Source organism: Niveibacterium microcysteis, from assembly GCF_017161445.1.
Classification (GTDB): Bacteria; Pseudomonadota; Gammaproteobacteria; order Burkholderiales; family Rhodocyclaceae; genus Niveibacterium; species Niveibacterium microcysteis.
This window is the reverse complement of sequence record NZ_CP071060.1, coordinates 1,735,657-1,751,100: the sequence shown is the minus strand read 5'-3', so window position 1 is coordinate 1,751,100 and position 15,444 is coordinate 1,735,657. Positions and strand designations below refer to the sequence as shown.

General features: G+C 63.9%; 14 protein-coding genes. 12 read left to right on the top strand and 2 right to left on the bottom strand.

What is annotated here, in order from left to right; translation table 11 throughout:
• Window positions 1-534: 534 nt before the first annotated feature.
• The 12 genes from JY500_RS08000 (at window position 535) to JY500_RS07945 (ending at window position 14,417) form a co-directional block, all read left to right on the top strand.
• The gene (locus JY500_RS08000) at window positions 535-2,220 is read left to right on the top strand and encodes a ribulokinase (RefSeq protein WP_246479831.1); all 1,686 of its coding nucleotides are present in this window, start codon (window positions 535-537) and stop codon (window positions 2,218-2,220) included.
• Window positions 2,220-2,918 (top strand): L-ribulose-5-phosphate 4-epimerase, encoded by a 699-nt coding sequence (locus JY500_RS07995; protein WP_206255942.1) that lies wholly within the window; start codon window positions 2,220-2,222, stop codon window positions 2,916-2,918. The genes JY500_RS08000 and JY500_RS07995 overlap by 1 nt, the downstream gene beginning before the upstream one ends.
• Window positions 2,919-2,948: 30 nt before the next feature.
• Window positions 2,949-4,451, top strand: coding sequence for an L-arabinose isomerase (gene araA, locus JY500_RS07990; RefSeq protein WP_206255940.1), 1,503 nt, complete (start codon window positions 2,949-2,951; stop codon window positions 4,449-4,451).
• 158 nt (window positions 4,452-4,609) lie between these two features.
• Complete coding sequence (locus JY500_RS07985; RefSeq protein WP_172203109.1) at window positions 4,610-5,569, top strand: ABC transporter substrate-binding protein; 960 nt, start codon at window positions 4,610-4,612, stop codon at window positions 5,567-5,569.
• 128 nt (window positions 5,570-5,697) lie between these two features.
• Complete coding sequence (locus JY500_RS07980) at window positions 5,698-7,230, top strand: sugar ABC transporter ATP-binding protein (protein WP_206255939.1); 1,533 nt, start codon at window positions 5,698-5,700, stop codon at window positions 7,228-7,230.
• Window positions 7,227-8,306, top strand: coding sequence for an ABC transporter permease (locus JY500_RS07975; RefSeq protein WP_246479829.1), 1,080 nt, complete (start codon window positions 7,227-7,229; stop codon window positions 8,304-8,306). The genes JY500_RS07980 and JY500_RS07975 overlap by 4 nt, the downstream gene beginning before the upstream one ends.
• Window positions 8,306-9,292: a galactofuranose ABC transporter, permease protein YjfF gene (gene yjfF, locus JY500_RS07970; protein ID WP_206255937.1), complete on the top strand. Its 987-nt coding sequence runs from the start codon at window positions 8,306-8,308 to the stop codon at window positions 9,290-9,292. Before JY500_RS07975 ends, yjfF begins: the two co-directional genes overlap by 1 nt.
• Window positions 9,293-9,594: 302 nt before the next feature.
• Entirely contained in the window at window positions 9,595-11,556 is a 1,962-nt protein-coding gene (locus JY500_RS07965) for a hypothetical protein (RefSeq protein ID WP_206255935.1), read from the top strand.
• 127 nt (window positions 11,557-11,683) lie between these two features.
• On the top strand, window positions 11,684-12,232 hold the full coding sequence (locus JY500_RS07960; protein ID WP_206255933.1) for an excalibur calcium-binding domain-containing protein: 549 nt from the start codon (window positions 11,684-11,686) through the stop codon (window positions 12,230-12,232).
• 153 nt (window positions 12,233-12,385) lie between these two features.
• Window positions 12,386-12,910 (top strand): GNAT family N-acetyltransferase, encoded by a 525-nt coding sequence (locus tag JY500_RS07955; protein ID WP_206255931.1) that lies wholly within the window; start codon window positions 12,386-12,388, stop codon window positions 12,908-12,910.
• A 48-nt stretch (window positions 12,911-12,958) separates the two neighbouring features.
• Window positions 12,959-13,582, top strand: a complete 624-nt coding sequence (locus tag JY500_RS07950) for a LysE family translocator (protein ID WP_206255930.1) — start codon at window positions 12,959-12,961, stop codon at window positions 13,580-13,582.
• Window positions 13,583-13,694: 112 nt separating this feature from the next.
• The gene (locus tag JY500_RS07945) at window positions 13,695-14,417 is read left to right on the top strand and encodes a hypothetical protein (RefSeq protein WP_206255928.1); all 723 of its coding nucleotides are present in this window, start codon (window positions 13,695-13,697) and stop codon (window positions 14,415-14,417) included.
• A gap of 39 nt (window positions 14,418-14,456) precedes the next feature.
• Here the strand turns inward: JY500_RS07945 and JY500_RS07940 are convergent, their stop codons facing one another.
• Window positions 14,457-14,948, bottom strand: coding sequence for a MarR family winged helix-turn-helix transcriptional regulator (locus tag JY500_RS07940; protein WP_206255926.1), 492 nt, complete (start codon window positions 14,946-14,948; stop codon window positions 14,457-14,459).
• A 1-nt stretch (window position 14,949) separates the two neighbouring features.
• Window positions 14,950-15,432 carry a glutathione peroxidase gene (locus tag JY500_RS07935; RefSeq protein ID WP_206255924.1) on the bottom strand — a complete coding sequence of 161 codons (483 nt, stop codon included), beginning with the start codon at window positions 15,430-15,432 and terminating at the stop codon, window positions 14,950-14,952.
• Window positions 15,433-15,444: the final 12 nt, after the last annotated feature.

The window sequence follows — 15,444 nt, the reverse complement described above, 5'->3', positions numbered from 1 at the left end:
GCCCCCGGTAGTGACTCTCTCCACATCCGGGGCCCGCCATTCGTCCATATCGGCGCACCCCGCGTTCCACACAAAAATCCATAAAACAGCACCGAGCACAACTGTTCGGGCGCCCTTGCATCCAGTGTTTTGCGTGAAATGCACCCACTGAACCGCCCGATTTCGCGTCGGCCAGCACGCACAGGCCAGTCCAACCCGAAACACAGAAATGCACGCCAAACCTTGCATTTACTTGCCTTGAAGACCAACTTGACTCCCCACCTCAAGGCTGCTCGACGACGCGGAACGGATCATAAGTCCCGATGATCGACCCATAAAAGGCTCTGCAAGACCAAACAGGCGGACTCAGCCGTTTTGTCCATAACTACGACAGAACTCAGTCAGTCCATCCATTTACTGCGCCGCAACATTCGGGGTCATAGCCGAAAAGTGCATGAAGCCAGCCGCCCCCTCCTGACACCCCTCTGACTCGAACTCCTAAGGTTCGCCACATCGATGGCATCAACGCGATGCCGCTGTCTGGAGATTCGATTCGTGCAAGCAAGCCCTTCAAGCGCCATCGCGATTGGCCTCGATTTCGGCAGTGACTCAGTGCGTGCGCTGGCGGTGCGCTGCGGCGACGGCGCAGAGCTGGCCACCCATGTCGCCTGGTATCCACGCTGGAAGCGCGGCGAGTTCTGCGACCCGGTGCGCAACCAGTTTCGCCACCACCCGCTTGATTACATGGAGTCGATGCAGGCAGCGGTGCGCGAAGTTGTCGCCCAACTCAGCGCCGAGCAACGCGCCGCGGTGGTCGGCATCGGTGTGGATTCCACCGGCTCAACGCCGGCGCCGGTGGACGCAGCCGGCCATGTGCTGGCGCTGCATCCGGACTTCGCCGACAACCCGAATGCGATGTTCGTGCTGTGGAAGGACCACACCGCGATCGACGAAGCCGAAGCGATCAACGCGCTGGCGCGCAGCGGCCAGTTCCGTGACTACACCCGCTACATCGGCGGTGTGTATTCCTCGGAATGGTTCTGGGCCAAGATCCTGCATGTCACCGCGGCGGACGAGCGCGTACGCCGCGCAGCGGTAAGCTGGGTTGAACTGGCCGACTGGGTGCCTGCCCTGCTCTCGGGCACCACCCGTCCGCAGGACATTCGCCGTGGCCGCTGCGCCGCCGGCCACAAGAGTCTTTGGCACCCGGAATGGGGTGGCCTGCCCGAACGCGGTTTCATCGAAGCGCTCGATCCGAAACTCTTCGAAGCGCTGCAGTACCCGATGTTTGCCGACACCTGGACGGCGGAACGCCCGGTCGGCCGAATCACCCCGGAGTGGGCCGAGAAGCTCAACCTGCCCGATACGGTGATCATCTCGGGCGGCGCCTTCGACTGCCACATGGGTGCGGTCGGTGGCGGTGCCGGCCCGCACACGCTGGTCAAGGTGATCGGCACCTCTACCTGCGACATCCTGATGGCGGACGCCGCCACGATTGGCGAGCGCGCCATCGCCGGCATCTGCGGCCAGGTCGATGGCAGTGTGCTGCCCGGCAAGATCGGCCTCGAAGCGGGCCAGTCCGCCTTTGGTGACATCTACGCCTGGTACGCGCGCCTGCTCGGCTGGCCGCTCGAATTCGCTGCCAAACACAACCCGTCGCTCGCCGGTCCGCTGGCCGAGGCGCAGGCACAGTTGATCCCGGCGCTCGCCGAGGCCTGGGCCGCCTCGCAGGATCTGGATCACCTGCCGGTGGTGCTGGACTGGTTCAACGGCCGCCGCACGCCCTTCGCGAATCAACGCCTCAAGGGCGTCATCACCGACATCAACCTCGGCACCGATGCGCCCGCATTGTTCGGCGGCCTCATCGCCTCAACAGCCTTCGGCGCCCGCGCGATCATGGAATGCTTCATCGACCAGAAAGTCGCCGTGAACAGCGTGCTCGCGATGGGCGGTATCGCGCGCAAGGCGCCGACGGTGATGCAGGTCTGCGCCGATGTGATGCAGCGACCGATCGACGTGGTTGCGTCGGATCAATGCTGTGCGCTGGGCGCCGCAATCTTCGCGGCCGTCGCAGCCGGCACCTACGGTACGGTGGAAGCCGCGCAGCAGAAGATGGCCAGCCGCATCGAACGCACCTTCACGCCCGATGCAGCACGCACCGGCAAGTTCGACGCGCTGTACCAGCGCTACCTCGAATGGGCCAAGGTCGGCGAACCGCTCTTCGCGGCGGAGATCCACTGATGTCGACCCTCGCCCTCCGCGAAGCGGTACTCGAAGCCAACCTCGCCCTGCCCCGCCACGGCCTGGTCACCTTCACCTGGGGCAACGTCAGCGGCGTGGATCGCGAGCGCGGCCTGGTTGCGATCAAGCCCTCCGGCGTGGCCTATGAGCACATGACCACCCGCGATATCGTGGTGCTGAGCTTGAGCGGCGAAAAGGTCGAAGGCGAGCTGCGCCCGTCGTCCGACACGCCGACGCATCTGGCCCTGTACCGGCGTTATCCCGAAATCGGCGGCATCGTGCACACGCACTCCACCCATGCCACCGCATGGGCGCAGGCGCACAAGCCGATACCGGCCTTCGGCACCACGCATGCCGACTACTTCCATGGCGAGATCCCCTGCACGCGGCCGCTCAGCAACGCCGAGGTCGAGAGCGAATACGAGCTGAACACCGGCAGCGTGATCATCGAGACGCTGGGCGAACGCAGCCCGCTCGCGATGCCCGGCATCCTCGTGTCCGAACACGCGCCCTTTGCCTGGGGCAAGTCGGCGGATGACGCGGTGCATAACGCGGTGGTGCTCGAAGAGGTCGCGCGCATGGCGCTGCTGACGCTCTCACTGAATCCACGGCAGGGGCCGATCGCCGACTACCTGCTCGACAAACACTACCTGCGCAAGCACGGCGCCAAGGCCTACTACGGCCAGGGCCGGGGCTGACGCACGCATCCATCCAAGGAAGGACATACCGTGGAACGCTACAAACAACTCGAAGTCTGGTTCGTCGTCGGCAGCCAGTTCCTGTACGGCCCGAAGACGCTGCAACAGGTTTCGGACAACGCCACGAAGCTGGTCGCCGGCCTCAACGCCGAAGCCGGCCTGCCGCTCAAACTCGTGCTCAAGCCCACCGTGAAGAGCGCGGAAGAAATCCTCGCCGTCTGCCGTGAAGCGAACAACGCGCCGGACTGCGTCGGCCTGATTACCTGGATGCACACCTTCTCGCCCGCCAAGATGTGGATCGCCGGCCTTCAGGCGCTCAACAAGCCGTGGATGCAGTTCCACACGCAATTCAACGCATCGGTGCCCTGGGCGACGATGGACATGAACTTCATGAACCTGAACCAGACCGCGCACGGCGGCCGCGAGTTCGGCTTCATCGGCGCACGCATGCGCAAGAGCTACGAGGTGGTGGTCGGCCACTGGCAAGACCCTGCCGCGCAGGCCAAGCTGGGCCGCTGGATTCGCGTGGCCGCAGCGGTGCACGACATGCGCCAACTCAAGGTGGCGCGCTTCGGCGACAACATGCGTGACGTGGCGGTCACCGAGGGCGACAAGGTCGAGGCGCAGATCAAGTTCGGCTACGCGGTCGATGGCTACGGCATGGGCGACCTCGTGAAAGACATCGAGGCGGTCGAAGACAGCGCCCTGAAGGCGCTGGTGGATGAATACGAAACGAGCTACACGCTGGCCGACAACGTGCGCGCGGGCGGCGAGAAACGCGTCAACCTGCTGGAAGCCGCGCGCATCGAGCTGGGCATCAAGAACTTCCTCGAACGCGGCAAGTTCGGCGCTTTCACCACCACCTTCGAGAACCTGCACGGCCTCGTGCAGCTGCCAGGCCTCGCGGTGCAGCGCTTGATGCAGCAGGGTTACGGCTTCGGTGCCGAAGGCGACTGGAAGACCTCCGCGCTGCTGCACACGCTTAAGTTCATGAGCGAAGGCCTGCCGGGCGGCGCCTCGTTCATGGAGGACTACACCTACGATTTCGCGATGTCGGGCGACCTCGTCGTCGGCTCGCACATGCTGGAGGTCTGCCCCTCGATCGCCGGCGACATGAAGCCAAAGCTCGACGTGCTGCCGCTGTCGATCGGCAAGAAGGATGACCCGGCGCGCCTCATTTTCAACGCCAAGGCCGGCCCGGCGGTGAACGCGAGCCTGATCGACATGGGCAACCGCTTCCGCCTGATCGTCAGCGAGCTCGATGTCATCGACCCGCCGCACGATCTGCCCAAGCTGCCCACCGCGCGTGCGGTGTGGAAGGCACTGCCGAGCCTCGCGGTGTCGGCCGAAGCGTGGATCCACGCGGGCGGCGCGCACCACGCCGTATTCACGCAGGCGCTGGATGCCGACACGCTGCGCATCTTCGCCGACATGCTCGACATCGAGTTCCTGCAGATCGGCCGCGACACGCGCATCGAAGCCTTCCGTAACGAAATTCGGTGGAACGAGCTGGCCTATGCTTTAAAGCACTAAGTCACCCGAAGATTGACTGGTTGAATGCCGCGTCCAGCGGCTGCGCATTTCAAATCACACAAGGCGCCAAAGAGCGCCGCAAGACCGGAGCAGGAAACACAGGCACACGCGGTCGGAGCCCCGCCAAAAAGGCCCCAAACACCAAAGGAGACAAGAAGATGAGCATCAGCAGACGTTGTGTCCTCACGCTGGCGGGTGGCTTGCTGCTCGCAGCAACTGCCGGCGTACAGGCAGCGGACAAGAAGATCACGCTTGGTTTTGCACAGGTGGGGGCAGAAAGCGAGTGGCGCACCGCCAACACGCAGTCGATCAAGCAGTCGGCCAAGGAAGCCGGCATCAACCTCAAGTTCTCCGATGCACAGCAGAAACAGGAGAACCAGATCAAGGCGATCCGCTCCTACATCGCGCAGAAGGTCGACGTGATCGCCTTCTCGCCGGTAGTGGAGAGCGGCTGGGAAACCGTGCTGCAGGAAGCCAAGGCCGCGAAGATCCCGGTGATCCTCACCGACCGCGCCGTCAGCGTGAAGGACGATTCGCTGTACGTCACCTTCATTGGCTCGGACTTTGTTGAAGAAGGCCGCCGCGCAGGCAAATGGCTGCTCGACAACTACAAGGGCCAGGGCGATGTGAACATCGTCGAGCTGCAAGGCACCGTTGGCTCCGCCCCTGCGATCGACCGCAAGAACGGCTTCGAAGAAGTGATCAAGGCCCAACCGCGCTTCAAGATCATCCGCTCGCAAACCGGCGACTTCACCCGCGCCAAGGGCAAGGAAGTGATGGAAGCCTTCCTCAAGGCCGAGGGCAAGAAGATCAACGTGCTCTACGCACATAACGACGACATGGCGATCGGCGCGATCCAGGCCATTGAAGAAGCTGGCCTCAAGCCGGGTAAGGACATCATCATCATCTCGATCGACGCCGTGAAGGGCGCGTTTGAGGCGATGATTGCCGGCAAGCTCAACGTCACGGTTGAATGCAACCCGCAGCTCGGCCCGCAGCTGATGGAAGCCGCAAAGGCCGTGGTTGCCGGGAAGCAACTGCCCAAGCGCATTGTGACGAAGGAAGGCGTGTTCCCGATGGAAGTCGCGGCCAAGGAATTCCCGAACCGCAAGTATTGAGCCCCGCCTGATCGCACCGGGCTCGCCCGGTGCGACGGCTGACGCGCAACCGGTTCCGCCGCGGGGCATCCCCGCGGTAGTGGCCCGCCGGGGCCCCGCGACGGAATCCTTTCCAGCAAGGGACGGTCATGGTCGTCAACGCTTTACAGCCGGTGCTCGAAATGCAGGGCATCGACAAACGCTTTCCGGGCGTTCATGCGCTCTCGAAAGCCGCGCTGCGCCTTTTTCCCGGCGAAGTGCATGCCCTCATGGGGCAGAACGGCGCGGGCAAATCCACGCTCATCAAGGTGCTGACCGGCGTAGAAGCGCCGGACGCCGGCGAGATCCGCCTCGGCAACGAGGTCGTGCACCCCGAGTGCGTCGGGCACGCTCAGCAGTTGGGCATCAGCACCGTGTATCAGGAAATCAACCTCTGCCCGAATCTCTCAGTGGCGGAGAACATCTACATCGGCCGCTTCCCGATGCGCCACGGCATGGTGAACTGGAAGCACATGCAGCAGGACGCTGTGGCCGCCCTGAAGGCGTTGAACGTCGATGTCGACGTATCGCTGCCACTTGGCCACTACCCGGTCGCGATCCAGCAGATGGTCGCGATTGCGCGTGCGCTGTCGACCGACGCACGCATCCTGGTGCTCGATGAACCGACATCCAGCCTCGACGAAGACGAAGTCGCGCGGCTGTTCGATACGCTGCGCGGGCTCAAGGCGCGCGGTATCGCGATCCTCTTCGTCACGCATTTCCTCGATCAGACCTACGCGATCTCCGACCGCATCACCGTGCTGCGCAACGGCGAATTCGTCGGCGAATACCTCGCGGCCGAACTGCCGCGCATGGCCTTGATCGAAAAGATGGTTGGCCGCGCGATTGAAGAAAGCGCCTTCGCGCGCCCCGCCGAAGACGCCAGCGCCGAACACGCCGCGCAGGACACCGGCGCCCCGCTGTTCAGCGCCCGCGGCCTCGGCAAGCGTGGCGCGGTGCAACCGCTCGATCTGGAGTTCCGCGCCGGCCGCGTGCTGGGGCTCGGTGGCCTGCTCGGCTCCGGCCGCACCGAGACCGCGCGCCTGCTGTTCGGCATCGACCGTGCAGACGCCGGCAGCGTGGATTGCGGCGGCGCCAAGCGCCAGTTCCGCAGCCCGGCCGATGCGATCCGCGCGGGCATCGGCTTCTGCCCGGAAGACCGCAAGACCGAGGGCATCGTCGCCGAACTGTCGATCCGCGAGAACATCGTGCTCGCGCTGCAGGCGCGGCGCGGCATCTTCCGCTACATCCCGAAGCGCAAGCAGCGCGAGATCGCCGACCGCCTGATCGCGCAGCTCGGTGTGCGCACACCGGACGCCGAAAAGCCGATCGGCCAACTCTCTGGCGGCAACCAGCAGAAGGCGCTGCTCGCGCGCTGGCTCGCCACCGAACCGAAGATGCTGATCCTCGACGAACCGACACGCGGCATTGACGTGGCGGCCAAGCTGGAGATCATGGACATGGTGAAGGCGCAGTGCCGCAAAGGCCTTGCGATCCTGTTCATTTCGTCCGAGATGGCCGAGGTGCTGCGTGTGAGCGACCGCATTGCGGTGCTGCGCGACCGCCGCAAGGTCGGTGAAATCGACGGGGCCGGCGCGCAAGAGCGCGACGTGTTCCGCCTGATCGCCGGAGCCGAACAATGAAAGCCGAGACCATGCCTCAACCCGCCCGCTTCGCACTGCCGGCCCCGCTGCAAGGGCTGACCCGCCGCCGGCTGTTCTGGCCCTGCGCCACGCTCGCGCTGCTGCTGATCATCAACGGCGCCTTCAACCCGAACTTCTTCAGCATCACGGTGAAGAACGGCCACCTCTACGGCGCACTGATCGACATCCTCAACCGCGCAGCGCCGCTGATGCTGGTCGCGATCGGCATGACGCCGGTGATCGCCACACGCGGCATCGACATCTCGGTCGGCGCGGTGGTTGCGATCTGCGGTGCAGTGGCCGCAAGCCTGATCGGGGGCACGCTGATCATCCAGAACGGCACACCGGTGTATGTGTCGCAGACCCCGATGGCGCTGGCACTCTTGATCGCACTCGGCGCCGGCCTGCTGTGCGGGCTGTGGAACGGCGCGCTGGTCGCCGGTGCCGGCATGCAGCCTATCGTCGCCACGCTGATCCTGATGGTGGCGGGCCGTGGTGTCGCGCAGTTGATTACCGAAGGCCAGATCATCACGGTGTACTACGAGCCCTTCTTCATCATCGGCAACGGCTTCCTGTTCGGCCTGCCGGTCGCGCTCTACATCGTGGCCGCGGTGGCGCTGCTGATGTTGCTGCTGGTGCATCGCACCGCGCTGGGCCTGTTCATCGAAGCGGTGGGCATCAACCCGGTGGCGGCGCGCTTTGCCGGCCTCAACGCCCGCCGCATCCTGATCATGGTGTACGCGTTCTGCGGTTTGTGTGCCGCGATCGCCGGGCTGATCGTCGCTTCGAACGTGAAGAGCGCAGACGGCAATAACGCCGGCCTGCTGATGGAGCTGGACGCGATCCTCGCCGTCACGCTCGGCGGCACCTCGCTCGCTGGCGGGCGCTTCTCGCTTGCAGGCAGCCTGATCGGTGCGCTGATCATCCAGAGCCTCACCTACGCGATCTACTCACTGGGCGTGCCGCCGGAAATCAACATGGTCGTCAAATCGGTGGTGGTGCTCACGGTCTGCCTGATGCAGTCCGACAGCTTCCGCGCCACCTTGCTGCAACACCTGCGTCGGGAGCCCCGCTGATGAGCCGCAACCGTCTCTTCAACCCCGCCCTGCTGCCGCTGGCGGTCACGAGCCTCTTGTTCGTGCTGACCTTTGGCTACGGCGCAGTGGCCTACACCGGCTTCCTCTCCAGCCAGGTGTTCCTGAACCTGCTGATCGACAATGCCTTCCTCGTCGTGGTCGCGATCGGCATGAGCCTGGTGATCCTCACCGGCGGCATCGATCTGTCGGTCGGTTCGATCATCGCGCTGGTCACCATGGTGTCGGCGAGCCTCGTCGAGCATCACCACTGGCCGGTGTATGTCGTGGTGCCACTGTGCCTCGCGATCGGCGCGGGCTTCGGTGCGCTGATGGGCTGCCTGATCCACTTCTTCCAGTTGCAGCCCTTCATCGTCACGCTCGGCGGCATGTTCCTCGCACGTGGCCTGTGCTACGTCATCAGCATCGATTCGATCGAGATCACGGACCCCGCCTACATGGCCATCGCGCACCACAAGATCATGCTGTGGGGCGAGAACTTCATCTCGATCAACGTGGTGATTGCACTCGCTGTGGTCGCGCTCGGCGTGTTTCTCGCCCACTACACCCGCTTCGGTCGCACGGTTTACGCGATCGGCGGCAACGAGCGCTCCGCGGTGCTGATGGGCTTGCCGGTCGGCCGCACCAAGATCCTCGTCTACACCTTCAGCGGCACATGCTCCGCGCTCGCCGGCGTGGTCGTCACCTTTTACATGCTCTCCGGCTACGGCCTGCATGCGCAGGGCATGGAGCTCGATGCGATCGCCGCGGTGGTGATCGGCGGCACCCTGCTCACCGGCGGCGTCGGCTATGTCGCCGGCTCGCTGGTCGGCGTGCTGATCCTCGGCGTGATCCAGTCGCTGATCACCTTCGACGGCACGCTCAGTTCCTGGTGGACCCGCATCGCCGTCGGCGTGCTGCTATGCGCCTTCTGCCTGCTGCAACGTGGCCTCGAGCACGGCGGCAAACGGCAACTCGCCACCGCCTGATCGCACAGCGCAACCCTCGGGACGCCGGCACCCCCGCGAACACCGCCCGCGTCCCATTTCCTCCCGCCCGGCATCATCCCGCCAGGCGCTACGGTGACCCCGGATTCGTCCGGGGTCTTTTTTTGCCTGGCGTCATTTCGGTGTGAACAAGGGCGTAGGCAGCCGACAGGGCTTGGGGCAATATCATGGCTGGTAAACGTCAGAATCGAGGCAGCCATACCTCGACCGCAGGAGCGTCGGTCAATAGTGAAACTCGCCTCGCTATCCCGCTTCCGGATATTTCACGGAGTGATTGCTCGACCATGAGTTACGTATTGCAGATATGGGAGCAGCGGCTGGACCTGGCCGTGCCCACGACCCTCTTCGAGGCAAGCCAGCTGGAAGAGCAACTCAGCGAGCAGCGCACGCAGCAGAACCCGAAGTTCATTGAGCTGGCGCGCCGGCTGAACGAACAGTTTCCAGTTAGCCACGACGACCCCGATGGCGACGACGCCGTGTCGATCTGGGCCGAAGCTCCGCCGACAGGGCGCAGCGATCGGCCGGTCTTGGTACTCGGGCTGAACGACGAACTGCTGGCCGTCGCGATCCCCGCGGTGCGCCGGGCTGCACTGGCGCTGGGCCTGGTGGTGTTCGACATGCAGGCCGCCGAGGCGGCTCTGGCCGATGGCAGGCTGTTGACCCTGCCGGGGCGAGCGCCGGTCGACTTCGCGGCCCCGTCGCCGGAAGCGGATGCGGAGCCGAGCAAGGCCGAGGTGCTTGCGTATGCGCAGGCGCAACTGCAACCGCTGATGGCGCGATACGGCTTCGTCTGGAACGCAGCGGATGAGGCGTTTCGTCAGCCGAACACGCACTGGTGGATCAGCTTCTACTACCGCGATGGCCTGTGCCGGGTCGGATCGAGTTGGGCAAGTAGCGCCTTGACGGCCTTCGAGCATTACCTCTGCGAGTGGGACACGGAAAAATTCCCCTTAACGGTGTACCGCTGCGACATGAAGCAGTTCGCCGCGCATGCCAAACTGCCCGAGGCAGCTCGACCCGATCCGGCGCTGTTCGAGGATTTAGGTTACCGCTGGGGAGTCGGCACGCAGTCCCGCATGCGTGCCAACATGGAACAACTTAAGACCTACTTGGCGGACGCGGTGCTCCCGGTGCTCGACGATTGCCAAGATTGGTTTCGTATCGACCGCCATACCAACCAGCATGGCCCCGATGGCAGCCTGATCGACCGCCGCGCGGGCGCCTTATCCATTCCATCGCTGGCAGCCTCATTTGCCGCTTACATGGCCCGCAATCGCGACTTCGCCACGGTGGTGGACGGCGTTCGTGGCATCGACTTGCTGTTCGGCCGTGCCGTCGCGCTGCTCACAACCCCCGACACCGCGCTGCGTTTTGCCGAGGCCGAGCCCTTGGCGCAATCCAATACGGCGGCCATGCCGGACGATGCAGCCTTGCAAGGCCCGGCGCAGATCCTGGCGCATATGCGCGACGCCTTGCAGCCCATGATGGCCCAACACGACTTTGCTTGGGATGCCGCGCGCCGCGCCTTTGTGCGCCACTACCCGGATTTCAATCATGTGCTCAGCCTGGTCTGCGAGGGCTGGCAGGCGCCCTTCAAGTTCACCGTGCATGTGCACGTATGGGACAGCCCGGCCTACAAGGCGTTGTTGGCACGCGTCAAGAAAGTGGATCTGGACTATCCGTTTCTGGAGAGTGGTCTGCGCGCAAGGCTGGGCAGCTTTGCGCACTATGCAAAAGTGCCGGTGCCCGCGCTCGAGAAGACAGATCACTTCCGCCTGAGTCTGCAGACCGTGGACGAACTCAAAGCCTGTCAGGGCGTTTTCGCCGCCTACCTTGCCGATGCGGTCTTGCCGGTGCTGGCTGATTGCGCTGACTGGGCCGGGGTGGATCGTTATTGCAACCATCCGCCGCCCGGGGTCGAGCCTTTCTTCTTTGAAACATACGCACCGCCGAAGAAGGGAATGGTCACAAAGTGCTGGCCCGCTGAGGACGAGTGTCCCTTTGGGACATTCAGCGCGCTGGAATACTGGATTGACTCGCTCAAGATCAATCGCTATCGCGTGGGCGTGGACAGCACCGCAAAGGCGCTCGTGGCTCACCTGGCCGGCAACCCGGATATTGCAGACCTGTGTGAGCAGTTGGAACCCATGAGCGGCGTCTACTGCAGACTTCTGCTCGTCGAATTCCAGGAGCGTGTGCGACCGATTGTGTTGGCACGAACGGAATCGTCTGGTCTAGTGGAGTAGCGCGTGTGTTTCACTGAGCTTAGCGAAACCGAGTAATCAACGAAGTAAACCGCCTCCGCCGTGGCGGTTTCGCCGAACTCACCCTAACCTACAACGCTCGCAACCAGACCTGACGTCACCCACGATCATGAGATTCGACGGCACATTGACGAAATGGAACGATGACCGGGGCTTTGGTTTTGTGACGCCGGATATCGGTGACGGCGAGTTGTTCGCCCACATTTCTGCGTTCCCGAAAGGTGGGGGGCGCCCGACGGTCGGGGAACGCATTTCATTCGAAGTCGCGGCAGATTCGGCGGGCAGGAAAAAATCGTTGAACATCGCCTATCTGGAGCGACCGTCGCGCCGAAATTCGCCACGGCGCGAACGTCCAGCGGCGGCCCGATCCTCTTTCAGCAGTTTGGTCAGCGCGATGTTGGTCTTGCTCGTTGCAGTCGGCGGCTACTACGTTTATGGAACGAGAAGTCAGGCGGGATCGGCGCACGCGATCGCGACGCCACAAACGGAAAGCCAGTCGGCTCGATTCTCATGCGACGGCCGCACGCATTGCTCACAGATGACCTCGTGCGCAGAGGCCACATATTTCCTGCGTCATTGCCCAGGCGTAGAAATGGACGGTGATCACGACGGCGTGCCCTGCGAGCAGCAATGGTGCACAACGCCGTTCTCAAAATAGTCGTGAGACGCGCGGGTCTCGAACACTCACGCAGCACCGCCTGGCATTGTGAACTAGCTGCAATCTGATGCGAGCGTTGCGAAATCAAAGCATTGCCAGGGCCGCGCGCCATTTCGAATCCGCCACAACCATACATTGCCATACCGAACCGCCATGACGACCAGCATCGTGATCCGCGACGAACAAAGCGCGGACGCAGCCCAGATTGCCGCAGTCACCCTTGCCGCTTTCGCGACGCTGGAAATCAGCGGCCACACCGAGCACTACATCGTTGATGCGCTGCGCGCCGCCGGGGTGCTGACGGTGTCGCTGGTCGCGGAGATTGACGGGCGTATCGTCGGCCACATCGCCTTCTCGCCGGTACGGATGTCCGACGGCAGCGCTGGCTGGTACGGGCTCGGCCCGGTGTCGGTGGCGCCAGATCTGCAGCGCCAGGGCATCGGCACCGCACTGATTTCCGAGGGGCTTGCGCGATTGCGAGCGATCGGTGCAAGCGGTTGCTGCCTGGTGGGCCACCCGGCTTACTACGGCCGATTCGGTTTCAGCAACCCGCCGGAACTGGCGCTCGCGGGCGTGCCGCCAGAGGTGTTCTTTGCGCTGTCGTTCACGGGGCAAACACCTCGCGGCGAAGTCGTGTTCCACGATGCATTCAAGGCGACCGGGCCAACGCCAGCCTGAGCGGGAAAACGGCGCAACCAAGTTACTGAACTGCAAAGAGGATTTCACATGATCAGCCTCTCCACCCTGATCGCCTTCACACTGCTCAACATGAGCTTCGCGCTCATTCCGGGGCCGGACGTGCTTTGCATCCTGACCAACTCGGTATCACGCGGCACGCGTGCCGGAGTGCAGGTTTGCCTGGGCATCGCCTGCGCGGCGCTGGTGCACGTCACCGCAGCGTCGCTCGGCCTGAGCGCTTTTCTCGCTGCCGTGCCCACGGCCTTTGTGGCGGTGAAGGTGCTCGGGGCAATGTATCTGGTGTGGATTGGCTGGCAGATGCTGCGCAGCCCCGTCACGGTATCCGCCGAGCCGCGCCCAAGCCGCTGGAACGCGCCCTTCGCACAAGGCGCCGTGTCGAACCTGCTGAACCCGAAGATAGCGATCTTCTTCCTTGCGATCCTGCCGCAATTTGTCGACCCGGCCCGCGGCCACCCCGGCCTTCAGGCGGCGTTGCTAGGTATTGTCTCGATTGTCTCGGGCACAGCGGTCAACCTTTGCACTGCGACGCTGGGCGGCCGCGCGCGCAGCTTCATCATCGAACGGCCAAGCCTGTTCCAGCGTTTTCAGCAGTTGGCCGGAGCAGCACTGGTCGGGCTCGGGATCAGGGTCGCGCTGGACCGGGCGCGATAGTAGCGCCGCGTGGCCGCAGTGCTCCGGACGCCTCTTCAACTGGCTCCAAAGTCGAGTCGCGGCGAGCCTTTCTTCAACCCAAAAGCACGTCACCCACCGCCCAGGAGCAAGCATGCGTGGCACAGCCGTAGCCGTCATCGGTATCGCGTTCGCGTCAATTGCAGCCCCCGCTTTGTCGCAGACGCCAGACAGCAAGCTTCCGCGCCTTGTCATCGACACTGGCCGTCAGTACGCGCAAGGCAGCTTCCCGCGCGCGGCGAAGTGGCAAGGGCTTTATTGCGACAAGTCGGGATGCGAGCTCAAACCGACCCAGCTTCGCATCACGACCGCGAGCGCGCGCAACGTGCTTGACGAGGACGAAGCGCTGGATGCGCTCACCCCGGATGGCGCACCGCTGGTTCTGTTTGCGGACATGGCGCTGAACGCGGGAAAAGTCGTGTCCTGGTACTGGGCGAGCCCGGACGGTGCCGAGTCGTCACCGGGGCTGCGGCTGGCGAAGCTGGGCAAATGGGTGATGCCGTGGGGCGCACGGCCGCTCACCCTTTCTTGGGTCAAGACGCCCGAGGGCTACAAGCGCTACCACGTCAGCGACGGCACGACCAAGCAGTTCCTGTTCAGCGTCGAGTCGGAGAGCCACTACGGCGGCGACACCACGCCGATCATCCACTGGGTGGGCGACCTGGACGGCGACGGCATGCTGGATCTCGTGCTCAGCATCCCGGATGACAACTGCGGTTTCGACGAACGGCTCTACCTGTCGTCCGGCGCGGGCGATGGAAAGCTTTTGCGCAAGGCGGCGCAACTGGCCGGGCAAGAAGCCGCCTGCGGGTGCTGAACGCGCCGTGAAAGCGCCCGCTGCGTGCGGGCCGTTCGTTCAGTCGGCTCTCGTGTCGCTGCCGGCGGGCACACTGTTAAGGTGGGTGATCAGTTCGTCGAGCAGCCCCTTGAGCGCAATGCCCTTTTCGATCGGCAGATTCAGCGATTCGAACATCGCAGTCGGCACGCAACCGCATCGGCCCTTGAGTTCGGCGCCAGCGTCGGTAAGGCTGATTTGCACAACGCGCTCGTCCGCTGTGCTGCGGGTGCGACGCACATAGCCGAGTTGTTCGAGCCGCTTGAGCAAGGGGGTTAGCGTATTGGTGTTGAGCATCGCGCGTTCGACGATGTGCGACACGGTACAGGGGGCGTCTTCCCACAGGATCATCAGCACAATGTACTGCGGGTAGGTGAGCCCGAGCGGTTCGAGCAGCGGCTGATACAGCCGCGTCACAAGCCGCGATGCGGCGTAGAGCGGAAAGCAGAGCTGACGGTCGAGCCGCAGGTAGTCGTCGGTATTCGGGGCCTGCGGCTGCGACACATCAGTCATTTCAAACTCCAAGGGCTGTGCGGATCTCGCCCTCGATTTTCGCCGGTTGCGCGGTGGGCGCAAAGCGCCGCAGCGGTTGACCGTCGCGCCCGACGAGGAACTTCGTGAAGTTCCACTTCACGTTGCTGCCCAACAAACCAGGCAGTTTCGCTGTGAGCCACTTGAACACCGGGTGCGCTTTGGGGCCCTTCACGTCAATCTTCTCGAAGATCGGGAAGCTCACGCCGTAGTTGATCAGGCAACTGCCCTCGATGGTGCTGGCGTCGCCCGGCTCCTGGTTGCCGAACTGGTTGCAAGGGAAGCCCAACACCACAAGCCCGTCTTTTGCGTACTTGCGGTACAGCGCTTCGAGCCCCTCGTACTGCGGCGTGAGGCCACACTTGCTTGCGGTATTGACCACCAGCACCACCTTGCCTTCGTAGCGCGACAGGGGGATCTCCTCCCCCCGCAACGAACGGGCGCTCAGCGCATGGAATTCGCTCATGCCGGGCTCCCG